Annotated in this window: 25 protein-coding genes; 12 read left to right on the top strand and 13 right to left on the bottom strand. The window is 68.0% G+C overall.

Annotation, left to right across the window (positions count from 1 at the left end):
* Positions 1-7: 7 nt before the first annotated feature.
* On the top strand, positions 8-583 hold the full coding sequence (locus ACW17Y_RS09960) for a DUF2239 family protein (protein WP_492035559.1): 576 nt from the start codon (positions 8-10) through the stop codon (positions 581-583).
* Between the two features lie 147 nt (positions 584-730).
* On the opposite strand, the gene ACW17Y_RS09955 is transcribed toward ACW17Y_RS09960, so the two are convergent.
* Positions 731-1,063, bottom strand: a complete 333-nt coding sequence (locus ACW17Y_RS09955; protein WP_492035558.1) for a GIY-YIG nuclease family protein — start codon at positions 1,061-1,063, stop codon at positions 731-733.
* Positions 1,064-1,208: 145 nt separating this feature from the next.
* Between ACW17Y_RS09955 and ACW17Y_RS09950 the strand changes: the two genes are divergently transcribed.
* Positions 1,209-1,355: a hypothetical protein gene (locus ACW17Y_RS09950; RefSeq protein WP_492035557.1), complete on the top strand. Its 147-nt coding sequence runs from the start codon at positions 1,209-1,211 to the stop codon at positions 1,353-1,355.
* Between the two features lie 240 nt (positions 1,356-1,595).
* On the opposite strand, the gene ACW17Y_RS09945 is transcribed toward ACW17Y_RS09950, so the two are convergent.
* The 4 genes from ACW17Y_RS09945 to ACW17Y_RS09930 all read right to left on the bottom strand — a co-directional run bounded on the left by ACW17Y_RS09945 (position 1,596) and on the right by ACW17Y_RS09930 (position 4,510).
* Positions 1,596-2,159: a hypothetical protein gene (locus ACW17Y_RS09945; protein ID WP_492035556.1), complete on the bottom strand. Its 564-nt coding sequence runs from the start codon at positions 2,157-2,159 to the stop codon at positions 1,596-1,598.
* 120 nt (positions 2,160-2,279) lie between these two features.
* Positions 2,280-3,284 (bottom strand): cobaltochelatase subunit CobS, encoded by a 1,005-nt coding sequence (cobS, locus tag ACW17Y_RS09940; RefSeq protein ID WP_492035555.1) that lies wholly within the window; start codon positions 3,282-3,284, stop codon positions 2,280-2,282.
* Between the two features lie 59 nt (positions 3,285-3,343).
* Entirely contained in the window at positions 3,344-3,772 is a 429-nt protein-coding gene (locus tag ACW17Y_RS09935; RefSeq protein WP_492035554.1) for an organic hydroperoxide resistance protein, read from the bottom strand.
* Positions 3,773-3,835: 63 nt separating this feature from the next.
* Entirely contained in the window at positions 3,836-4,510 is a 675-nt protein-coding gene (locus ACW17Y_RS09930) for a J domain-containing protein (protein WP_492035553.1), read from the bottom strand.
* A gap of 45 nt (positions 4,511-4,555) precedes the next feature.
* Here ACW17Y_RS09930 and ACW17Y_RS09925 point away from each other — a divergent pair, with 45 nt between their 5' ends.
* The 4 genes from ACW17Y_RS09925 to ACW17Y_RS09910 all read left to right on the top strand — a co-directional run bounded on the left by ACW17Y_RS09925 (position 4,556) and on the right by ACW17Y_RS09910 (position 9,175).
* Positions 4,556-4,855 (top strand): BolA family protein, encoded by a 300-nt coding sequence (locus tag ACW17Y_RS09925; RefSeq protein WP_492038282.1) that lies wholly within the window; start codon positions 4,556-4,558, stop codon positions 4,853-4,855.
* Positions 4,856-4,934: 79 nt separating this feature from the next.
* Positions 4,935-6,761 (top strand): ATP-binding protein, encoded by a 1,827-nt coding sequence (locus ACW17Y_RS09920; protein WP_492035552.1) that lies wholly within the window; start codon positions 4,935-4,937, stop codon positions 6,759-6,761.
* Between the two features lie 94 nt (positions 6,762-6,855).
* Positions 6,856-7,359: an RcnB family protein gene (locus ACW17Y_RS09915; RefSeq protein WP_492035551.1), complete on the top strand. Its 504-nt coding sequence runs from the start codon at positions 6,856-6,858 to the stop codon at positions 7,357-7,359.
* 127 nt (positions 7,360-7,486) lie between these two features.
* The gene (locus ACW17Y_RS09910; protein WP_492035550.1) at positions 7,487-9,175 is read left to right on the top strand and encodes a cisplatin damage response ATP-dependent DNA ligase; all 1,689 of its coding nucleotides are present in this window, start codon (positions 7,487-7,489) and stop codon (positions 9,173-9,175) included.
* On the opposite strand, the gene ACW17Y_RS09905 is transcribed toward ACW17Y_RS09910, so the two are convergent.
* Positions 9,172-9,792 carry a hypothetical protein gene (locus ACW17Y_RS09905; RefSeq protein ID WP_492035549.1) on the bottom strand — a complete coding sequence of 207 codons (621 nt, stop codon included), beginning with the start codon at positions 9,790-9,792 and terminating at the stop codon, positions 9,172-9,174. The two genes, ACW17Y_RS09910 and ACW17Y_RS09905, sit on opposite strands and share 4 nt — an antisense overlap.
* A gap of 115 nt (positions 9,793-9,907) precedes the next feature.
* Between ACW17Y_RS09905 and ACW17Y_RS09900 the strand changes: the two genes are divergently transcribed.
* The 3 genes from ACW17Y_RS09900 to ACW17Y_RS09890 are packed head-to-tail and all read left to right on the top strand — an operon-like array spanning position 9,908 to position 13,861.
* The gene (locus ACW17Y_RS09900; protein WP_492035548.1) at positions 9,908-10,897 is read left to right on the top strand and encodes a mechanosensitive ion channel family protein; all 990 of its coding nucleotides are present in this window, start codon (positions 9,908-9,910) and stop codon (positions 10,895-10,897) included.
* Between the two features lie 6 nt (positions 10,898-10,903).
* A complete protein-coding gene (locus ACW17Y_RS09895) occupies positions 10,904-11,920 on the top strand; it encodes a threonine aldolase family protein (protein WP_492035547.1) in 1,017 nt (338 codons plus the stop codon).
* Positions 11,921-11,947: 27 nt separating this feature from the next.
* Positions 11,948-13,861: an ABCB family ABC transporter ATP-binding protein/permease gene (locus tag ACW17Y_RS09890; protein WP_492035546.1), complete on the top strand. Its 1,914-nt coding sequence runs from the start codon at positions 11,948-11,950 to the stop codon at positions 13,859-13,861.
* Here the strand turns inward: ACW17Y_RS09890 and ACW17Y_RS09885 are convergent.
* The 5 genes from ACW17Y_RS09885 to ACW17Y_RS09865 all read right to left on the bottom strand — a co-directional run bounded on the left by ACW17Y_RS09885 (position 13,846) and on the right by ACW17Y_RS09865 (position 18,672).
* Complete coding sequence (locus tag ACW17Y_RS09885) at positions 13,846-14,331, bottom strand: chemotaxis protein CheE (protein WP_492035545.1); 486 nt, start codon at positions 14,329-14,331, stop codon at positions 13,846-13,848. The genes ACW17Y_RS09890 and ACW17Y_RS09885 overlap by 16 nt on opposite strands.
* Positions 14,328-14,909, bottom strand: coding sequence for a response regulator (locus tag ACW17Y_RS09880; RefSeq protein WP_492035544.1), 582 nt, complete (start codon positions 14,907-14,909; stop codon positions 14,328-14,330). The genes ACW17Y_RS09885 and ACW17Y_RS09880 overlap by 4 nt, the downstream gene beginning before the upstream one ends.
* A 115-nt stretch (positions 14,910-15,024) precedes the next feature.
* The gene (locus tag ACW17Y_RS09875; RefSeq protein WP_492035543.1) at positions 15,025-15,975 is read right to left on the bottom strand and encodes an acetyl-CoA carboxylase carboxyltransferase subunit alpha; all 951 of its coding nucleotides are present in this window, start codon (positions 15,973-15,975) and stop codon (positions 15,025-15,027) included.
* A gap of 60 nt (positions 15,976-16,035) precedes the next feature.
* Positions 16,036-17,646, bottom strand: coding sequence for an ABC-F family ATP-binding cassette domain-containing protein (locus ACW17Y_RS09870; RefSeq protein WP_492035542.1), 1,611 nt, complete (start codon positions 17,644-17,646; stop codon positions 16,036-16,038).
* Between the two features lie 123 nt (positions 17,647-17,769).
* On the bottom strand, positions 17,770-18,672 hold the full coding sequence (locus tag ACW17Y_RS09865) for a tyrosine recombinase (RefSeq protein WP_492035541.1): 903 nt from the start codon (positions 18,670-18,672) through the stop codon (positions 17,770-17,772).
* Between the two features lie 164 nt (positions 18,673-18,836).
* Between ACW17Y_RS09865 and ACW17Y_RS09860 the strand changes: the two genes are divergently transcribed.
* Genes ACW17Y_RS09860 through ACW17Y_RS09850 form a run of 3 tightly spaced genes read left to right on the top strand, consistent with a single transcriptional unit; the run spans position 18,837 to position 21,021 of the window.
* Positions 18,837-19,340, top strand: coding sequence for a shikimate kinase (locus tag ACW17Y_RS09860; RefSeq protein WP_492038281.1), 504 nt, complete (start codon positions 18,837-18,839; stop codon positions 19,338-19,340).
* Positions 19,337-20,440 carry a 3-dehydroquinate synthase gene (gene aroB, locus ACW17Y_RS09855; protein WP_492035540.1) on the top strand — a complete coding sequence of 368 codons (1,104 nt, stop codon included), beginning with the start codon at positions 19,337-19,339 and terminating at the stop codon, positions 20,438-20,440. The genes ACW17Y_RS09860 and aroB overlap by 4 nt, the downstream gene beginning before the upstream one ends.
* Positions 20,437-21,021: a GNAT family N-acetyltransferase gene (locus ACW17Y_RS09850; protein ID WP_492035539.1), complete on the top strand. Its 585-nt coding sequence runs from the start codon at positions 20,437-20,439 to the stop codon at positions 21,019-21,021. Before aroB ends, ACW17Y_RS09850 begins: the two co-directional genes overlap by 4 nt.
* Here the strand turns inward: ACW17Y_RS09850 and ACW17Y_RS09845 are convergent.
* Positions 21,018-21,422 (bottom strand): MliC family protein, encoded by a 405-nt coding sequence (locus ACW17Y_RS09845; RefSeq protein ID WP_492035538.1) that lies wholly within the window; start codon positions 21,420-21,422, stop codon positions 21,018-21,020. The two genes, ACW17Y_RS09850 and ACW17Y_RS09845, sit on opposite strands and share 4 nt — an antisense overlap.
* Before the next feature lie 22 nt (positions 21,423-21,444).
* The gene (tadA, locus tag ACW17Y_RS09840) at positions 21,445-21,903 is read right to left on the bottom strand and encodes a tRNA adenosine(34) deaminase TadA (protein WP_492035537.1); all 459 of its coding nucleotides are present in this window, start codon (positions 21,901-21,903) and stop codon (positions 21,445-21,447) included.
* Positions 21,904-21,907: the final 4 nt, after the last annotated feature.

Genomic DNA, 21,907 nt, shown 5'->3' with positions numbered 1-21,907 from the left:
GCCCGTCATGTCCGCCGCATCCGTCCAGTCCTGCACCGCCTTCGCCGGCCATCGCCTGATCGCGTCCGGCTCGCCGCGCGAGATCGTCGGCGCGGTCAAGGCCGCGACCGAGGCGGGGGAGAGCGTGCTGGTCTTCGACGACGCCGACGCCCGCCCGATCGAGTTCGACCTGCGCGGCGACCTGGAGGCCGTGCTGGAGCGCCTGGCGCCTCCGGTCGAGGAGAAGCGTGGTCCCGGGCGGCCGAAGCTGGGGGTGACGGCGCGCGAGGTCACCCTGTTGCCGCGCCACTGGGACTGGCTGGCCGGCCAGCCCGGCGGGGCGTCGGTGGCGCTGCGGAAACTGGTCGAAGGCGCCCTGCGCGAGGCCGAGGGGCCGGACCGGGTGCGCAAGGGACGCGAGGCGGCCTATCGGTTCATGACCGCCGTGGCGGGGGACCTGCCGGGGTATGAAGAGGCGACGCGGATGCTGTTCGCGGGGGACTGGACCGCGTTTGATGCGACGGTCGAGGCGTGGCCCGAGGGGGTGCGGGAGCACGTCCGGATGCTGGCGGGTCGGACCTGGCGGAATGGAGCGGCGGGCTAACCCCCTCTCACCGTGCACCCCGGCGAAGGCCGGGGTCCAGATGGAGCAGACTGTCGCTTGATCGGAATCACCGGTGGCCCATCCCAGCGCCTGCACGCGTGATCTGGACCCCGGCCTTCGCCGGGGTGCACGGATGTGGGGGAGGGGTCAGCCAAGGTAGTGCTCAAGCATGTCCGACCAGGTCGGGTTCTTCTGCTCGATCAGGCGCAGCTTCCAGGACCGCTTCCACTCCTTGATCCGTCGCTCGCGACGGAAGGCGCCGGCGCGGGTCTCGTGCCACTCCGCCCAGACCAATGTCTTGCAACCGTACTTCCGCGTGTAGTCGGAACCCGTCCCGTTGCGATGCTGATGGACTCGACGGCCAAGGTCGTCGGTCTGGCCGACATAGGTCGTGCCGTTGCGCTTGTTGGCCATGATGTAGACCCAGAAGCCGATGGGACCGCCGTCGCGCCTCATGCCGACGAGAACCTGACGCGCCATTCCATCCTCCCGTACATCCCGGCGAAGGCCGGGATCCAGATCACAGGACGAATGGTAGGAAAGCAAGTCAAGGTTGCATGCCTGCTTGAGCCGGCGGAGTGTGCATCTGGACCCCGGCCTTCGCCGGGGTGCACGGAGGGTGGTGATGGCGTCGGTGAAGAAGGGCTATCTGGCGACGCCGCCGAGCCTCTCGGCGTGGTGGAAGCATCTGCGCGATACCAGGCGTGCGTTCTGGAAGCGGAACCGGGTGGCGGAGCGTGCGGATGTGAAACGGCAGGTCCGCGAACCCTGAGCAGTCAGACCGGCCGGGCGGCCTTATCCCCTCACCGTGCACCCCGGCGAAGGCCGGGGTCCAGATCACGGGCCAGTTGTGGAAGGGTCGGCCGGTTTTCGTGCCTCCTTCAGCCGACGGAGTGTGCCTCTGCACCCCGGCCTTCGCCGAGGTGCACGGTGAGGCGGAGGGGGATGGGACCCTTGGGATTGGGCCTGCGCTGGAGATGATTACGCCTAGGGCGGCTTAGGCGCTTGGTTCTCATACGAGTGAGGGAGCTTCAGCCTGATCAAGTATCTCCGCTACGTCTATCATCAGCAGAAGAAGGTCGGGAACGGTGAGGAGTGAGCCGATTATGTGTTGGCGAGTATCGGCGGACGATAGAACCAATCCGCGCCATTCTACAGGCTTGGAGTTTTTATTGGTGATCGTGACGTAGCCGCCGTGGGATACGGCATTTCTGATCAATCTCGCGAAGTTTATCGTCTCTGGCCAGCGCGTTGTATCGGAACCATAGAAAGATTTAATCCAGTCCAAGTGTTCTTCAATGAAAATCAGGAACTGGGTTCCCATGATGTTGCCGAAGATCGGAAGAGCCACTTGGGCACTGTAGGCGGCCAGGACTTCGTCCGGTGGCCCCAGTCCACTGGTGATCATGAAATGGATGCGTTCAGGATACCTCCCCTTGGTGGCAGCCTCGACGTAGCCCCCGATCGGAAGACTGATCTGCATATCGACCGCACGACTGGCGAAAACCATCTGTTGAGGCGTGGCCCCTGGGGCCGAAAGGCTACGGTGGGCAGCGGTAAGATAGGCCTCGATCAAGAGGGATAGTTGGCAAAGGTGCCTGTGAAGCCTGTCCGAAGATTCCAAGAAGACGAAGAACTCTACCTTTGCCAACTTGCAGCGTCCTTCTTCTGCGACTTAGCCGCTAGATTGGTCAGCCTACCCCACCTTCACCCGCGTCGCCGCCTCGGGAAGATCCTCCCCGAACGCCCGCTGGTAGAACTCCGCGATGGTCGGCCGTTCCAGCTCGTCGCACTTGTTGAGGAAGGTCAGCCGGAAGCTCAGCCCGAGGTCGCCGCCGAAGATGGTGGCGTTCTGGGCCCAGGTGATCACGGTACGCGGGCTCATGACGGTCGAGATGTCGCCGTTCATGAAGGCGTTGCGGGTCATATCGGCGACGCGGACCATGGCGGCGATGGCGCGCTTGCCGTCGGCGGTGTTCCACTCGGGGGCCTTGGCGGCGACGATCTCGGCCTCAACGTCGTGGTCGAGGTAGTTCAGGGTGGTGACGATGTTCCACCGGTCCATCTGGCCCTGATTGATCTGCTGGGTGCCGTGATACAGGCCGGATGTGTCGCCCAGACCGATGGTGTTGGTGGTGGCGAACAGGCGGAACCACTTGTTGGGGCGGATGACGCGGTTCTGGTCCAGCAGGGTCAGGCGGCCCTGGGCCTCCAGCACGCGCTGGATCACGAACATCACGTCGGGGCGACCGGCGTCGTATTCGTCGAAGCACAGGGCGATCGGGCGTTGCAGGGCCCAGGGCAGCATGCCCTCGCGGAACTCGGTGATCTGCTTGCCGTCCTTCAGGACGATGGCGTCCTTGCCGACCAGGTCGATGCGGCTGACGTGGCTGTCCAGGTTCACCCGGATCGTCGGCCAGTTCAGCTTGGCCGCGACCTGTTCGATATGGGTCGACTTGCCGGTGCCGTGATAGCCCTGGACCATCACGCGACGGTCGAAGGCGAAGCCGGCGCAGATGGCCAGCGTCGTCTGGGGGTCAAACTTGTAGGCCGGATCGACCTCGGGCACATGGCTGTCGACCGTGTCGAACATGGGCACGACCATGTCGGAGTCGATGCCGAAGACCTCGCGCACGGAGACCTTGCGGTGGGGTTCGAACGTCAGCAGCGGATCGGGGGTCGCGTCGAGGAGAGGAGCCATGGGCCTCATCTAGAGGCGCCGCGCGCGCGGCTCAACACGCGCGCGGCTCCGCTGGTCAGTTATTCCGCCGACAGGTCCACGTCGACGTTGCCGCGGGTGGCGTTGGAATAGGGGCAGACCAGGTGGGCCTTGGCGATCAGGTCGTCGATGGTCGCCTTGTCGAGGCCGTGGTCGGTGACCTTGATGGCGATGTCGAGGTTGAAGCCCTCGCCGCGCGTGTTCGGCCCGATGCCGACGCTGGTGTGGATCTTCGTGTCCGGGCCGACCGGCGTGCCCGCCTTGCCCGAGACCAGACGCAGGGCGCCCATGTAGCAGGCGGCATAACCGGCCGCGAACAGCTGCTCCGGATTGGTGCCCGCGCCGCCCTTGCCGCCCATTTCGGCGGGCAGGGACAGCAGGACGTCGATCTTGCCGTCGTCGGTGGTCGAACGACCTTCGTCGCGACCGCCGCCGGTCGAGGTGGCGTGGGCCGTGTAGAGAATGTTCATCGGGAGGCTCCTGAGTGTGAGGAGCCCTAGATAGTGACTTCCTCTCCTTGCGGGAGAGGGGCGTCAGGCGGCCAGGCCCGCCTTCTTCAACGTCTTGTAGGCCTTGATGACGCGCTGGAGCTTGGCTTCTGCGCCGCGGTCGCCCTGGTTCAGGTCGGGGTGGAAGCGTTTCAACAGCTCGTGATAGCGGGCCTTGATGCCCGGCTTGTCGGTGCGGAGGTCCAGATCCAGGTCGGCCAGGGCCTGGCGTTCCAGCTTGCCGATTCGCAGGCCTTCTTCCTCGCGCACCGCCTGTTCGCGGACGCGGCGGCCGAACAGGCCGAAGCTGTCCTGCCAGGAGCCGGCGGCGCCTTCCGCCCGGGTGGCGCCCATCTTGGAGGCGAAGGCGGCGGCCTCACGCGAGTTCTTGCCGGCCTTCATTTCCCAGGTGGGACGGCCGCCGGTCATGGCCTCGTTTTCCTTGGCCGCGCGGACCTGGGCCTCGTTCATGCCGGCGTAGAAGTTCCAGCTCTTGTTATACTCGGCCGCGTGCGGCTGGCAGAATTCATAGAAGTCGTTCAGCCGCTCGCGCGACTTCGGCGCCCTGGCCGTCGCCGCCTTCAGGCAGTCGGGATAATCGCACGGCTTCTCGCCGGGCTTCAGGTGCAGAACATCGGCCTCGGCTTCGGCTTCGCCGGCCTTGGGCGGTTTGATCCGCATGTCCTTGAAACGGGGTTTGTAATCGAATGACGCTGGCATTGACCCCAGTGTAGGGTCGAATTGGTCACCATCAAGGAAACCCACATGCCGGAAGGCCCTATCGCGTCGATTATGCGGGAAAAACTCACAGCCGCGTTCCAGCCGACACGGCTTGAGCTCGAAGATGACAGCGCCAGGCACGCCGGACACCATCACGAGGGCGGCATGGACGCCAAACCGGGCGGCGAAAGTCACTTCAACCTCACTATAGTGTCACAGGCGTTCTCGGGAGCCGGGCGGGTGCAGCGCCAGCGCTCGGTGAACGCCGTGCTGGCCGAAGAGCTGGCGGGGCCGGTCCACGCCCTGTCGATCAAGGCCCAGACGCCTGATGAAGCCGGGAGTTGAGGACACGCGAACGTTCACTTCGTCTTAGAACGTTCGTCCTAGCGTCACGTCCGTTAGCTTCTGGGACGTTGGGGGACGTATGGTCGGATCCGAGGATATCGGCAAAAGCCTCGACTCGGGTCGGTCGGCAGGAGTCAGCGCCAGCGAGGCTGCGCAGGCCCTGACCGCGATTCTGCAGACCCAGTATCTGCGCTACATCATCATCGGCAGCTGGGCGATCGGCCTGCTGGGCACGGTTGGCTGGGGCCAGGCGATCGTCTGGTTCATCGGCACGATCGGCGCCGGGGCCATCCGCGGCAAGTTCGAAAAGAGCATGGCCGGCCGGGTCGACGCGGGCTGGGGCCTGCTGTTCCCCGCCGTGGCCACCGTGACCACCGCCGCCTGGGCCTCCGCCCCCCTGATGGCGTGGTTCGCACCCCATCCATTCGGACAGCCGCTTGCCGTGGCCCTGCTGGTCAGCGGCTATGTGCTCGTCTTCGCCCAGCTTAGAAGCTCGCCGAAACAGGCGATCGTGATCTCGTCGCCCTATACGGCGGCGGCGCTCATCATCGCGGCCAGCCTGTGGGGCGGGCCGCTGTTCTGGCCGTTCGTGGCCATCATGCCCTTCACCTCAGCCGGCATGTTCGTGCTGGTGACCATGACCATGCTGCGCGAGGAGCGGATCAAGGCCTTCCAGGAGCATCAGGCCCACCTGATCGAGGAACTGCAGACCGCCCGCGACAAGGCTGACGCCGCCAACCAGGCCAAGTCGAACTTCCTCGGCGTCATCTCGCACGAGCTGCGCACGCCGATGAACGGCGTGCTGGGCGCGGCCCAGCTTCTGGGCGCGACGCGGCTGGAGACGACCCAGCGGGAATATCTGTCGATCATCCGCAACTCGGGCGACAACCTGCTGAGCCTGCTCAACGACATTCTCGACATGACCAAGATCGAGGCGGGCAAGATGACCTTCGAGATCATCGACGTCTCGCTCGACGACCTGCATCGCCGCGTGACCGGACCGTTTGTGGCCCAGGCCGAGGCCAAGGGTCTGGAGTTCCGCTCGACCTTCATCGGCGAAACGCCGGCCGTGGTGAGGGGCGACCCCCTGCGCGTCTGCCAGGTGATCCAGAACCTGCTGTCCAACGCCGTGAAGTTCACCGACGAGGGCGTGATCGACTACCGCATCGAATCGACCCGCATCAACGACCGCCGCGTGGCCTTTGCCTTCTCGGTGACCGACAGCGGTGCGGGCATCGCCGAGGCTGATCTGGAGCGGTTGTTCCAGCCCTTCACCCAGGCCGACGCCTCGTCGACCCGCCGGTTCGGCGGCACGGGCCTGGGCCTGACCATCGCGCGGCGCATGGCCAACATCATGGGCGGGGACATCACCGTGACCTCGACGGTCGGGCAGGGCTCGACCTTCACCCTGGTGGTCGAGGCGGACGTGGTCGAATGGCAGGCCGTCACCGAGGCCGAGGCTATTGATGCGGACGTCGGCGACGGCGAATGCCTGAGCGTGCTGGTGGTCGAGGATCACCCGGTCAACCGGATGATTCTGGAAGCCTGGCTGGGCTCCGCCGGGCATGGCACCGCCACCGCCGAGAATGGCCAGATCGCCGTCGACATGGCGGGCCAGCAGCGGTTCGACCTGATCATCATGGACGTCAACATGCCGGTCATGGACGGTCTGAGCGCGACGCGCCTGATCCGCACCAGGGGCGTCAACACCGAGACGCCGATCGCCGTCCTGTCCGCCTCGGCGCGGAACGAGGACCACGAGGCAGGCCTTGAGGCCGGGGCTGACGCCTATCTGAACAAGCCGATCGACTTCGCGTCGCTGGCGCAGCTGATGCAACGCGTGCGGGGCGGTCGGGCGAGCCTGCGGGCAGCGGCTGAACTGGGCGAAACTGCGGCGGCCGCCTGAACCTGAGGTGAGCGGCGTCGTTCAGACGCGGCTCAAACGCCGGATCCTAGTGTGGGGGCAAGTCGGAAGTCCCCGACCATTAGGAGAGTTCGCCGTGAAGAAGTTCACCACCGCCGCACTGGCCGCCCTGATCGCCGCCGGCTCCATGGGCGTTGCTTCGGCCGCCGACGCCCAGTCGCGCTACGAGCGCAACGACCGTCAGGAACAGCGTCAGGACCGCCGTGACGACCGACGCGATGATCGTCGTGACGACCGCTCGGACCGTCGTGACGATCGCCAGGAATGGCGTCAGGACAACCGCGACGACCGCCGCGAGTATCGTCAGGACGTCCGCGCCTATGACCGCTGGCAGCGGTCGGAGCGTCGCTACAACGCCGGCCGCTACGCGCCGCCGCGCGGCTATCAGGTCCGCCAGTGGAGCTATGGCCAGCGCATGCCCAGCTACTATTCGCGGGGTTATGTCGTGAATGACTACAACCGCTACGGCCTGCGCGCGCCGCCCCGCGGATACCACTATGTCCGCTCTGGCAATGACGTGGTCCTGGCCGCCGTCGCCGGTGGTCTGATCACTGCCGTGATCGCGGGCCTGTTCAACTAGGAACATTCCTGCAGGCCTACCGCGCTTCGCGCTACTTGAGGCCGGTTCGCCGAACTTGATTTCGCCCCGGAGGGAGACCTCCGGGGCGTTTTCGCGTTTGGTGTTGGCTGTGCCGTTACGAGGTTGAATGCGCGCCTTCGCCGAACTGCTGGACCGCCTGGCTCTGACCGGGTCGCGGAACGCCAAGCTGGTGTTGCTGCGGGACTATCTGCGCGCGACGCCTGATCCGGACCGGGGCTGGGCGCTCGCAGCGCTCACCGGAGAGCTGGTGTTCGACGCGGCCAAGCCGGCGATGATCCGCAAGCCCGTGGAGACCCGTGTCGATCCGGTGCTGTTCGGGTGGTCCTACGACTATGTCGGCGACCTGGCCGAGACGGTGGCCCTGATCTGGCCGGCCGATCCGGCCTATCGACCCAACCGCGAGCCGGAACTGGGCGAGGTCGTTGATGCGCTCACCGCCGCCAGGCGCGGCGAGGTTCAGGGGCTGATAGAGGGCTGGCTGGATGCGCTCGCGCCCAAGGGGCGATGGGCCTTGCTGAAACTGGTCACCGGAGGGATGCGGGTGGGTCTGTCGGCCCAGCTGGCGCGGACGGCCGTGGCGATGATGCGGCCTGAGGCTTTGACCGGACCGCCGGAGCCCGAAGGCGGGGAGGCGACCCAGCCGCTGGAGCCCCTGACCGCCGCCGACATCGTCGAGGTCTGGCATGCGGTGAAGCCGCCCTATGCGGAGCTGTTCGCCTGGGTGGAGGGCCGGGCCGACTGTCCGGACACCGAGGCGCCCGGCCGATTCCGGCAGGTCATGCTGGCCGTGGCCATCGATGAGGCGGTGGATTTCAACAGGCTCGATCCCGCCGACTACGCCGCCGAATGGAAATGGGACGGCATCCGGGTGCAGGCGGTGCGCGAGGACGGGGTGGCGCGTCTCTATTCCCGGCATGGAGATGAGATCACCAACGCCTTCCCCGACCTGATGACCGCACTGACGTTCGAGGGGGCTATCGACGGGGAATTGCTGGTCATGCGGGACGGAGCGGTGGCGCCGTTCGGAGATCTGCAGCAGCGGCTGAATCGGAAGACCGTGGATGCGAAGCTGATGGCCGCATATCCGGCCGCGCTCTACGCCTATGATCTGCTGGGGGCGGCGGGGGAGGACCTGCGCGGCCTGCCGCTGAATGCGCGCCGGGCGCGGCTCGAAGCGGTGGTGGCGGCGCACACGGGCGAACGGCTGCATCTATCGCCGGTGGTCGATTTCGACAGCTGGGACAGTCTGGGCGTGCTGCGGGCCGATCCTCCGGTGGGGGCGGCGGCCGAGGGGCTGATGCTGAAACGCTGGGACAGTCCGTATGTCGCGGGACGTCCCAAGGGGCCATGGTTCAAGTGGAAGCGCGACCCGCACACCGTCGACTGCGTGATGATGTACGCCCAGCGCGGGCACGGGAAACGGTCCAGCTTCTATTCCGATTACACTTTCGGGGTCTGGACGACGGAGGGAACGCTGACGCCCGTGGGCAAGGCCTATTTCGGCTTTACCGATGAAGAGCTGAAACAGCTCGACAAGTTCGTGCGCGACCACACCGTCGAGCGGTTCGGGCCGGTCCGGTCGGTTCGGGCCGAACGGGACTTCGGCCTTGTGCTGGAGATCGCCTTCGAAGGCTTGCAACGGTCGCCCCGGCACAAATCCGGGGTCGCCATGCGGTTTCCGCGCGTCAGCCGTATCCGCTGGGACAAGCCGGCGCGGGAGGCCAATACGCTGGACGATGTGATGGACCTGCTCGACTCGCTGGAGAGCGGCGGCGGCCGGGTGGCGAAGGTCTAGCCGAGCCTGCGCCGCGTGCGCCAGGCCTTGTCGATCTGATCGGTGACGCCGCACAGCTGCAGGAAGGTGATCACGGCGACCGGCGCGGCGACGGCGGCTGCAGCCATGAGCGCGAACCCGGCCGGAAGCGGCGCGACGGCCTCGATCATCAGCGGGATCAGGCCCCAGCGAGCGGGAAAGGGTTGGACGTCGATGGCCGGTTCGGCGCGCAGATGGGGGCAGTGCATCAGCGACAGGTCCGAGCACCGGCGATGCAGGGGCGCGATGGCGCCGGCGTCGACAATGACCCGTTCGTCGGCGATGGCCGGCGGAATACCCGACGCCCTCCCGGAAGCGCGTAGCTTGCCGGCCGCCAGTCGGCGCGCGACCTGGGTCACCCGATCATCCTGCGCTGTGGGCTGACCGCACATGGGGCAGAGCATCCGCGTCATGCTGAGCCGCTGACGCAGCAGGTGGTTTTTCGAATACTCCGGCTTGCCGAACCCGGCCTGTTCTGCCTGGACCAGAGCCAATTGGCTGCCGACAGAGGCGCAGGGGCGGACGCCCTCGATAGGCTCGGCGGTCCAGCTGGTGACCCACGGCACATCGCCGCCGACGACCAGTGATGATTGACGCAAGGCCTTGCTCCTCCCCAGGAATTCCTACCCTGCGCCGGGCGATGCTCGGCGTCGAGAGGGGTTAAAAGTGAAGCTGGCGGGTTCCAAATCGAGGGACAGGCGTTAGACCCCGCTCATGTCTTCAAGCGCCGCCACTCTCGACACCCTCATCGCCACCGGACAGCAGGCCGTCGCCGTCGATACGGTGATGCTGGCCAGGCTGACCCAGATCGCTGGCGATTTCGCGGTCAACCTGTCGGTGGCCCTGATCATCCTGGTCGCCACGGTGTTCGCGGCGCGCTGGGCGTCGTCGGCGACGCGCAAGGCCCTCGGCCGCGTGCGCGGATTCCGTCACGACCCCACGGTGCTCAGCTTCGCCGTGCAGGTGGTGCGGGTCATGGTCTTCCTGATCGGCTTCATCGCCGTGCTGCAACGACTGGGCGTGCAGACGACCTCGATCATCGCCGTGCTGGGCGCCGCCTCGCTCGCCGTGGGTCTGGCGCTGCAGGGGACGCTGTCGAACGTGGCCGCAGGGGTGATGCTGCTGGTGCTGCGGCCCTATCGCGTTGGAGACCTGGTCAATATCGGCGGCAATGTTGGCAAGGTTCAGCGGCTGGACCTGTTCTTCACCCAGCTGTCGGACGCCAACAATGTGAAGATCATGGCTCCGAACGGGAAGGTGTTCGGCGACATCATCCTGAACCTGTCAGGCCAGCAGACGCGGCGGATGGAGCTCAAGATCAGTGTCGGCTACCGCGACAATCTGAATACCGCCCGGGAGGCTCTGGTGGGCGCCGCGGCGAGCATCGAGGCGGTCCTGCCCGATCCGGCGCCCTGGGCCGGTGTGACCGACCTGCTGGACAGTTCGGTCGAGATGACCCTCGCAGCCTGGGCGAAGTCCGAGGACTATTGGCAAGCGCGGGCGGATGTCTTCCAGGCCGCCAAGGAGGCGCTGGACGCCGCCGGGATCGAGATCCCGTTCCCGCACCAGGTGGCCGTGCCCTATGGCGACGAGGATGCGCTCATGCCGAAGGCGGCGGAGGGGCGGCACGGTTTGCGCGGCCGGACGAATCCCCGCAGCGCCGGTTTCCAGACCCACCCCGACGAAGACCAGAACGAGGCCTGATCCGCGATGCGCTACGACTTTGGATCGGACAACACCGCCGGCATGGCGCCCGCAGCCGTGCAAGGGCTGATCGAGGCCAATGCAGGGTATGCCCGGGCCTATGGCGCGGACGACATCACCGCCCGCGCGGCCGATCAAATCCGGCGCAGACTGGATGCGGACGCCGAGATCCGGTTCGTCTTCTCGGGTACTGCGGCCAACTCCATCGCCCTGTCGATGCTGGCGTATCCGCACGAGGCGGTGCTGGCGCATCATGCGGCGCACGTCTGCACGGACGAGACCGGCGCGCCGGGCTTTTTCGGCCAGGGTGTCGGCCTGATCGGCCTGCCGGGGCTGTCTGGCAAGATCGATCAGAAGGCGCTCGAAGCCGCGCTGGACGAGCCGGAGGTCGGGCATCGCCAGCCGCCGGCCGCCCTGTCCCTGACCCAGTCCACGGAATACGGCACGGTCTACACAGAGGAAGAGCTGCGCCATCTGATCGAGCCGGTGAAGGCGCGGGGATACGGCGTGCATCTGGACGGCGCGCGACTGGCCAATGCGGCGGCGGCGGGCTTTGACCTGACCCAGATCGCGCGTCTGGGCGTCGACGTGCTGGTCTTCGGCGGGGCCAAGGCCGGCGGCCTGTGCACGGAGGCGATCGTGATGTTCGACAAGACCCTGGCGCGGCGCGTGGACAACCGGCTGAAACAGGCCGGTCAGACGGCGTCGAAGGGCCGGTTCCTGGCCGGGCCCTTCCTCGGCTTGCTGGAGACCAACGCCTGGGAGGACGGCGCCGCCCACGCCAACCTGATGGCGGCGCGGCTGGCCGAGGGGATCGCCACTCGCTCGCCCTGGGTTCTGGCCCATCCGGTGGAGGCCAACGCCGTGTTCGTGCGCATGCCGGCCAAGGCGCATGCCAAGCTGAACGCTCTCGGGTGGGCCTGCTACCGCTTCGACGACGGGTCGGTGCGTTTCGTCTGTTCGTGGGCGACCGCAGAAGCGGCGGTGGATGAAGTCGTTGAGGCGATCGCGGGCCTTTCGTGAGCCACCGGCGCAGTCCATATCGGTCGCATGGCGCGTGGTGAACGATCGGGACAGCGAAGCGGCAGGGGCGGCATAGAGGCCAAGGCGCAGAACGCCGGCGCCGCAGCCGAGGCGCCCGTCGACCCCAGGACGATCCCGGCGCTGATGGATCTGATCCGGCTGGTGGGCCGATCCGGCGCGCCGCATCTCCGGCTGCGGCTGGTCGTTTCGATCCTGCTGACCATCGCCGGCAAGGCCTTGGGCGTGCTGGCGCCGCTGGTGCTGGGAGCGGCGGTCAATCACCTGGCGGCGGATCAGCCAACCGGGGTTTCGATCGGGCTCGGATTCGCCGGCTTCGCGGTCGGCTGGGCGGTGGTGCGGTTCCTGTCATCAGCGGCGCCCCAGCTGTCGGACGTGGTGTTCGCCCCCGTGCGGGCGGCTGCGCAGCGAACGGCGGCGACGGAGACCTTCGCCCACGCGCTGAGCCTGTCGCTCGATTTCCACCAGACCAAGCGCTCGGGCGCCCTGTCGCGGACCGTGGACCGTGGGTCGCGGTCGGTCGACTTCCTGCTGAGAATACTGGCGTTCAACCTCGTGCCGACGGGGCTGGAGCTGATCCTCGCCGCAGGTGTGCTGGGGGGAGCCTATGACTGGCGGTTCGCGGCCGTCGCCGTGGTGGTGGTGATCGTCTACACGGTCTTCACCTTCTCGATCTCAAACTGGCGGATCGAGCATCGGCGGACGATGAACACCGCCGACACCGAGGCGGCCGGTCAGGTCGTGGACGCCCTGATCAACTATGAGACGGTCAAGTCGTTCGGGGCGGAGACGCGGGCGGCGCTCGGCTATGACCGGGCTCTGGGCGCCTACAACGAGGCCGCGCTGAAGGCGAACAGTTCGCTGGCCCTGCTGAATGCGGTGCAGGCCCTGATCATGAATGTGGGCCTCGGCGTCATGGCCGTGATGGCCGGGTTCGAGGCGGCGGCCGGGCGGATGGGCCCGGGCGACGTGACGGCGGCGGTCCTGATCCTGATCTCGCTTTATGCGCCGCTGAACATCCTCGGCTTCGCCTATCGCGAAATCCGCCAGTCCTTCATCGACATGGAGGAGATGCTGAAGGTCACGCGCCAGACGCCCCAGGTCGCCGATGCGCCGGGCGCGGCGGACCTGGTGCGGCCCGAAGGACAGAGGGGCGGGGCGCTGGCGTTCGAGGACGTGTCCTTCCGCCACGATGCGCGGGCCAACGGGCTGGAGGATGTGTCGTTCACGGTGAGACCCGGCACGACGACGGCCCTCGTCGGACCGTCGGGCTCAGGCAAGTCGACCATTGTGAAGCTGGCGCTGCGCCTTCTGGACCCGCAGGTCGGTCGTGTGGTCATCGACGGCGCCGATGTCCGTGACGTGACCCAGGCGTCCTTGCGCCGGGCGGTGGCTCTGGTGCCCCAGGACGTGGCCCTGTTCAACGACACCCTGGCGGTCAACATCGCCTTCGCCCGCCCCGGGGCGGATGAAGCGGCGATCTGGGCGGCGGCCGAGGCGGCGGAACTGGCCGAGTTCATCCGCAGCCTGCCGGACGGGATGGAGACCCGGGTTGGCGAACGCGGCCTGAAGCTGTCGGGCGGCGAGCGTCAGCGGGTCGGTATCGCCCGGGCCCTGCTGGCCGATCCCTGCATCCTGATTCTGGACGAGGCGACCAGCGCCCTGGACAGCCGCACCGAGGCCGCGATCCAGAAGACGCTGAGGAAGGCCAAGGCGGGCCGCACCACCCTGGTCGTGGCGCACCGGCTGTCGACCATCGCCGACGCGGAACAGATACTGGTCCTGAAAGCGGGACGGATCGTCGAGCGCGGCGCGCATCATGAGCTGGTGGCGCGGGTTGGCGGGGAATACGCCGCCCTGTGGAAGAAGCAGACGCGCGGCGCGCGGCTCGGCCTGGACAGCGATCGTCAGTCTACGGACTGATCCACCGGCGGGATTTTCCGCGCCACCATCTGGTGCAGATTGGTCAGGATCTCGGTCCGGGCCTCGTTTGCCTCCTCGGGCAGGCCGAGGATCAGCTGTAGCGCCTGGGCGTGGACGGTGATGATGCGCCAGTCAAACGGCGCGCCGGGAACGGCGGCGTCGATCAGGTCGCACAGGCCCGCGGCGGCCTTGCACAGGTCGTCGCGATCGAACGGGCCGGCCGCGTCGATGACCGCGGCGCCGATCTCATACGCCTCGTTCAGCCGGGGAACGGGATCCACGCCGGCCGGTGGGGGACGAAGGGCGGCGAGCCGGGCGATGCAGTCGGCGACAATGGCCTGACTTTCGGTCTTGAGGGTGTCGAGGTTGGCGCGCGCCTGGGCCATGGCGACGCCGACGCTCAGGCCGCCGGGCTGATCGACGATAGTCGACAGGCGCGAGGTGCGCGACTTCCACATTACGGCGGTCATGGGCGTTCCTCCGTGCCGGCGGTCTCGGCCGCGTCGGCCATGCTGGAGATCAGGCGGATCATGTCGGCGCGACGTTCGCCGTTGTCTCGCGGCTTGGGCGGGGCGAAGCGACGGTCCGGGCCGGAATAGTCCCCGGCCTCCAGGAATTGCCGGTTGTCGCGCGCGACCCAGATGAGGCGTTCGAGGACCACCAGGGGGCTGAAGGGCTTTGTGACCAGGAAGTTGGCGCCGCAGTCGCGCACGTCCGCCACCCTGGAGCGGCGCACATGGCTGGCGGTCATGATCACCGGGACGTAGGCGTTGGGCTCCAGGCCTGAACGACGGAGCCAGCGGACCAGTGAGTGACCGTTGGCGCCTTCCATTTCGCAATCGACGAACAACAGGTCGATCGTGCTCTGCTTGAGCCGCTCCCTGGCGTCCGCCGTGCTGCGCGGGGCGTATTTCGTGCGGATGCCGAAGCCCTGGAGGGCCTGGATTGTCACCTCCATGCTGAATGGCGAATCGTCGACGACCATCGTCACCGCGCCGGTCAGGTTGAAGACCGCGCTGTCGCGTAGCGGCTCGTCGGCAGCGCTCATGGACGCCGTTCGGTCCGGGGAGTCAAAAGGGACATCGAAAGCCTGGGAGGGTACTCGCCGAAAATGGCGATACCCTCTCTACGTCGCGTTAACGCCGGAGCCGGACATTCCGGATCTAGGTCTGGCGACCGATGGCGTAGAACCGGTCCGAGCGCTGTTTGCGCAGTTCGGCCGGGGACAGGGGCAGGAGCTGCTGAAGTTCGTCCCAGACGGCGTCGCCGACGGACTGCATGGCGGCCTCGCGGTTGGAATGGGCGCCGCCGACGGGTTCGGGGATGATCCGGTCGACGATCTTCAGCGCCAGCAGGTCCGGGCCGGTGATCTTCATGGCGTTGGCAGCATCCCGGGCCCGCGCGCCGTCGCGCCACAGGATGCCGGCGGCGCCCTCCGGCGAGATGACCGAATAGATCGAGTGCTCGAGGATGAGCACGCGGTTGGCGGCGGCGAGCGCAATGGCGCCGCCCGATCCGCCTTCGCCCGTGACCGTGGCGATCATCGGCGTGCCCAGGATCAGGCCGCGCTCGGTCGAGCGGGCGATGGCCTCGGCCTGACCGCGCTCCTCGGCGCCCAGGCCCGGATAGGCGCCGGCGGTGTCGACGAAGGTCAGCACCGGCAGGCCGAACCGGTCGGCCATGTCCATCAGCCGCACGGCCTTGCGATAGCCCTCGGGCCGCGCCATGCCGAAATTGTGGGTCAGGCGGGTGGCGGTGTCGTGGCCCTTCTCATGGCCCATGACGACCACGGCCTGGCCGCGGAAGCGGGCGAGACCGCCCAGGATGGCTTGATCGTCGCCGAACTGGCGGTCGCCGCGCAGCTCGACATAGTCGGTGAACAGGGCGTCCAGATAGTCGATGAAATGCGGGCGCTGGGGGTGACGGGCGACTTGGGTCTTCTTCCACGGGTCCAGCTCGGCATAGGTCTTCTTGCGCAGCTGTTCGGCCTTTTTGCGCAGACCGTCGATCTCGGTCTCGAAGGAGCCGGAAGTGGCCGAAAGCAGACCGAGTTCCTCGATCTTGGCCTCCAGATCGGCGATCGGCTTTTCGAATTCGAGATAGTGGGTGGCCATGAGGCGTCCGGAAGGGGCGGGCGAAACGGCCCTGTCGCAAGGCGGCGGAACCTAGAGAGGTCAACGCACGGGGGCAAGCGGGGGTTCAGGAGAACAGAGTTCAATACGGCGTGTGATGCTGATGGCCTCAAGGAAGGCTTCGTCGTGGCTGACGACCAGCAAGGCGCCGTCATAGGCGCGCAGACCCGCTTCCACCGCCTCGACCGAATCGATGTCGAGGTGGTTGGTGGGTTCGTCCAGGATCAGGAAGGGCGGGGGCGTGGGGCCGCCGAGCACACAGGCCAGACCGGCTCGGAGACGCTGGCCGCCCGACAGGTCACCGACGATCTGGAGCGCGGCGTCGGCGCGGAACATGAAGCGGGCGAGGGCGGCGCGGCAGGCGTTCTCGTCGACATCGGGGTGCAGGCGGCGGAAATTGTCGCGGATCGAAAGGGCCGGATCGAGCACGGCGACCTGCTGGTCCAGCATGGCTGCGGGTGTCGATAGTCGCACACTGCCCGAGATCGGGGCGAGGGCGCCGGTGATCAGGGCGAGCAGGGTCGTCTTGCCGGAGCCGTTGGGACCGATGACGGCGATGCGTTCCGGCCCGGCGATGCGCAGGGACAGGCCGGTCAGGACGGGTCGTTCGGGTGCGTATCCTGCGGTGAGATCCTCAAGGTGAAGCACCTCGCGGCCGATGGGCAGGCCGGTCGGCGGCAGGGTCACGGTCAGGGGCTGCAGCACTTCAATCCGCTCGCGGGCGGTGGCTGCCGCGCTCTCCGCCTGTTCGCGACGGCGTTCGGCGAGGCGGGATTGCTCGCCGCCGGTGTCCTCGGCGCGGTCCTTCCTCATGCCGAGCAGGATCTTCGGCTGGTCGCCGCGCGCGGCCGTGGCGCGACCGGCCCTGTCGGAGCGGGCCTTGCGTTCGGCGGTCTGCCGGGCCGTGCGGGCGAGGTCGGTCAGGCGTCTGTCTGCGTCGGCGAGATCGCGCTGCACCGCCTGCAACTCCAGCGCCTTGCGGGTGCGGTATGCCGACCAGTTCCCGCCATAGCGGGTCGCGCCGAGGGTGGTCAGCTCGACGATGGCGTCCATCGTGTCCAGCAGCTCGCGGTCGTGGCTGACGACGATGGCGCCGGAGCGCCACTCGGCCAGCAGGTCGATGACGGCCTGACGCCCCTCGCGGTCGAGGTTGTTGGTCGGTTCGTCGAGGATCAGCCAGTCGGGCCCGGCGAACAGCAGAGCGGCGAGACCGGCGCGCGTCCGCTGGCCGCCGGACAGTGTCGCGAGGCGGGCTTCGGGCGCCGCGTCGAGCTGCAACCGGCCCAGCGCCGAGGTGATGCGGGCCTCCAGTGTCCAGTCTGCGCGGGCCAGGTCGTCGGCGTCGGCCTGTCCCGCCTCGGCGCGCGCGAGGACGGCGAGGGCTTGGCGCGCCTCGAACAGGTCGGCGACGGTCTCGGTCTCGTCGACCTGAACCGTCTGGCGCAGAACGGCGACGCGGCCGTTGACCGTGACGCTCCCGGCCCGGGGCGTCAGCCGGCCGTCGATCAGGCGCAGGAGGGTGGTCTTGCCCACGCCGTTGCGGCTCACCAGCCCGGTGCGCTCGGGGCCGAAGGTCAGGTTGAGGTCTGAGAAGAGAGGCGACCCGCCGGGCGGGGCCCATGCAAGATCATTGACGACGATGGAGGCGGACATGGCTTTCCCGATGCAAGGCTTTGAAGTGCAGTTGCGTTCGGGAGGGGATCACATGGTCGGCGTGGGCCTTCGTCTGGAGCGGAGGTCAGAGGCTAGGGGAGGGCTTTGGCGGGATCAAGGCGATCAGTCGTCCCGCGCCAAGGGATGGTGCCGATTGACCACCTGGGTCAGGCGGTCGGTGGCGACGTGGGTGTAGATCTGGGTCGTGGCGATATCGGCGTGGCCCAGCAGGGTCTGGACGACCCGCAGGTCGGCGCCGCCCTCCAACAGGTGGGTGGCGAAGGCGTGGCGCAGGACGTGGGGACTGACGCGGGCGGGGTCGATGTTGGCGTCGAGCGCCGCCTGATCCAGCATCTGGGCGAAGCGGCGCGGGGTCAGGTGGCTGGCGGTCGTCCCGGACGGGAAGAGCCAGGGGCTGTCAGGCGTTTTCTCCGGCCGTGCGGCGTCGCGAACGATCAGCCAGGCCTTCACCGCCTCCCGCGCCGAGGCGTTCAGGGGCGCGAGCCGCTCCTTGCCGCCCTTTCCGCGCACGATCAGGTAGGCGGGGTCGCGGCGGACGGCCTCGACACGCAGGGCCAGCAGTTCGGAGACTCGCAGCCCCGAGGCATAGGCCAGTTCGACCAGGGCGATCATGCGGACGCCCGAGGCGCCGTCGCGTGCGGCGGAGGCGGTCAGCAGGGCGAGGACCTCGTCCCGCGTCAGGGTGCGGGGCAGGGACCGGCCCTGTTTCGGGGCGTCGAGGCGCCGGGAGGGGTCGTCCGTGCGCCAGCCCTCGCCGAGCGCGAACCGGTAGAATTGGCGCACGGCCGAACGCCGCCGCGCGGCAGTGGCGGCGGACAGGCCCCTGGTCGACAGGCCGGCGAACCATGCTTCGATGGCCGTCTCGTCGGCGCCCATCAGCCCGGGGGCGCCCAGCGATCCCTCCGCATCGGCGAGATCGCGGGCGTAGGCGCTGAGGGTGTGGGGCGAGGCGTCCCGCTCCACCGCCATCATCTCGAGGAAGGCTTCCACCTGGGGCGTGGTCATCGCGCGGATGCGGTCCGTGGGCGCTGGCGAGCGGCGACGCTTGGTGTAGAGACTGAAGCGACCATGCCTTGCCGTAACTCCTCCCGCCGAGACCGATCGTGAGCGCCAGAGCTTCGGCCGCCGCGATTCCCGTCCCGACCCGCACCATAGCGCTGGTGGGTCTTATGGGGGTGGGCAAATCGACCGTGGGGCGCCGGCTGGCGCAACGGCTCGGTCTGCCCTTCGTCGACGGCGACGATGCGATCGAGACGGCGGCGCGCATGACCGTGTCGGAAATCTTCGCCCAGCTGGGAGAGGCCGAGTTCCGGGCCGGGGAGGCGCGGGTCATGCGCCGCCTGCTGGAAGGGCCGCCCATCGTGCTGGCGACCGGAGGCGGGGCGGTGCTGAACCCCGAGACGCGCGAGCTGATGAAGGCGCACGCGACGTCAGTCTGGCTGAGGGCCGACCTGAAGGTGGTGGCCCAGCGGGTGCAGCGACGCGACACGCGCCCCCTGTTGCGCGGCAAGGATCCTCTGGTGGCGCTGAGCGCGATGGCCGAGGTGCGCTACCCCGTCTACGAGGCGACGGCTGACGTGACCGTGGATGTCGGCGCCGGCGCCCATGCCCAGGCGGTGGAAGCGATCCTGTCGGCGCTGAACGACTACTGGACGAGCGGAGCGACAGCATGACGACGGTTTCGGTCTCCGGCGGGTCGTTTGCGGCCTATGACGTCGTGGTCGGGCGCGGATTGCTGGCCGAGGCCGGCGCGCGGATCGCACCGATTGCGCGCGGGCGGACGGTGATCGTCTCGGATGAGACTGTGGCGGCGATCCATGGACCAGCGCTGCAGGCCTCGCTGGCGGCGGCGGGCGTGACGTCGGAGATCGTGGCGGTTCCGGCGGGGGAGGCGTCCAAATCCTTCCCCGAGCTGGAACGACTGATGGACCGGCTGCTGGCCGCCGGACTGGATCGCAAGGACGTGGTCGTGGCCCTGGGGGGCGGCGTGGTCGGCGACCTGGCCGGTTTGGCGGCAGCGCTTTACATGCGCGGCATCGACTTCGTGCAGGTCCCCACGACCCTGCTGGCCCAGGTGGATTCCTCGGTCGGCGGCAAGACGGCGATCGACACCCCGCGCGGCAAGAACCTGGTCGGCGCCTTCCACCAGCCGCGGCTGGTGCTGGCCGACATCGACGTGCTGGCGACCCTGCCGGCGGTCCAGCTGCGCTCCGGCTGGGCCGAGGTGCTGAAACACGGGCTGATCTGCGACGCGGGGTTCTTTGACTGGCTGGCGGGCGACGGCGCTGAGGGCGTGCGCGGCGATCCCGCGGCGCTGGAGCGGGCCGTGGTGCGCTCGGTCGAGATCAAGTCGGCGATCGTCGGCGAGGACGAGAAGGAGGCGGGCCGGCGCGCCCTGCTGAACCTCGGCCACACCTTCGGCCACGCCATCGAGGCCGAACTAGGCTTCGAGGAGGCGGCGCTGGCGCATGGCGAGGCCGTGGCCCTGGGCTGCTGCATGGCGTTCCGGTTCTCGATGCGTCAGGGCCTCTGTGGCGCGGCGGATGCCCAGCGGGTCGAGACAGTCATCGCGGCGGCCGGCCTGCCGACGCGGCTGGATCAGGCGGGCGAGTTCTCGGCCGAGGCCCTGCTGGCGCGGATGGCGGGGGACAAGAAGGCGGAGGCCGGGGGCGTGACCCTGATCCTCGCGCGTCGGATCGGCGACGCCTTCGTGCAGCGGTATGACGACACCGTGCTGATCGTCGACTTCCTGAAGAGTGAAGGCGCGGCGTGATCCCGATCGTTCCGCTGGAAAACGCCTGCGTGCGGCTGGAGCCCTATGCGGCCGGGCTGGAGGAGGAGGTGCGGGCGGCGCTGAACGTCGATCCGGACAGCTGGGCCGTCATGGTCGGGACGGCGCACGGCGAGCATTTCAACCGGTTCTGGACCTCGGCGCTGCGGGACATGCAGGCCGGGACCAAGGTCGCCTACGCTGTGCGGCGGTTGTCGGACGGCGTCGTGGTCGGCACCTCCAGCCTCTATGAGATCCGGCCCGAGCACCGGCGCTGCGAGATCGGGGCGACTTTCTATCGGCCGGACGCGCGAGGCGGCGTGGTCAACCCGGCCTGCAAGCGGCTGATGCTGGAGCACGCGTTCGCCTCGGGCATCGTGCGGGTCGAAATCCTGACCGATGCAATCAATGCCCGCAGCCGTGCGGCGATCAAGAAGCTGGGCGCGCGGTTCGAGGGGATTTTGGGCAATCACAAGATCACATGGACTGGACGAGTCAGGGATACGGCTCTGTATGCCGTTCTGGATCGTGATTGGCCGGATGTCCGGAGCCGCCTCGACGTGCGGCTGACCGCGTCGACCTAGTCGATCGCCCGGCACTCTGTCGGCTGCCGGCCGTCGGCGGTCCAGGTCGCGAGGATGCCCTTGCCGCGCAGCTCATAGGCGCTGGACTTGTACCAGATGCCGTCGGCGGCTCTTTCCTGATACAGATCAACGGCCTCGCCGTTGGAGTTGCGGACCGTCGCCATGGCGCGGGGATTGTCGAAATCGACCGAAAGCCGCTCGCCATTGTCGCACAGATAGACGGTGCGGATGACACGGTTCAGGGCGCGGTCCTGAACTTCGGCCCCCGTCCGACGTCGCGCGGTCTGGGCGTCGATGGCGCGCTGGCGAACCGCCTCGCCATCGGTGGGGGCCTTGGCCGGCTGCTGGCCGCAGGCCGAAAGGAAAACGGCGGTCGCGAGGACGGGGAACAGGAAACGCATCAGGTCCTCTAGCGCGTAACAGTCAGGCTTGGCTAACGGGTCGCGCGGCCCGGCGTTCCCGGAAGAATCCCCGCAGCATTGATGCCGCCTCATCCGCCAGCAAACCGCCTTCGGTCGTCGGGCGTGAATGCAGGGTCGGCTGTTCGAACAGTCGGGGTCCGTGGATCACGGCGCCGCCCTTGGGATCGTCCGCCGCCCAGACCACGCGGCCGATTCGGGCGTGGCTGATGGCCCCCGCGCACATGGCGCAGGGCTCCAGCGTCACATAGAGGGTCAGGCCGGTCAGACGATAATTCCCGGTCGCCCCGGCCGCCGCGCGCATCGCCACGATCTCGGCGTGGGCGGTGGGATCATGGGCCGCGACGGGGCCATTGGCGCCGGTCGAGACGACGGTTCCGGTGGCCTCATCGACCACGACGGCGCCCACGGGGACCTCTCCGGCGTCCGCCGCCGCTTGCGCAAGGTCCAATGCCATGCGCATGAAC

The organism is Brevundimonas sp. AVps7 (genome assembly GCF_058681545.1).
The sequence above is the reverse complement of the archived record's forward strand: the minus strand, read 5'-3'. Positions and strand labels throughout refer to the sequence as shown.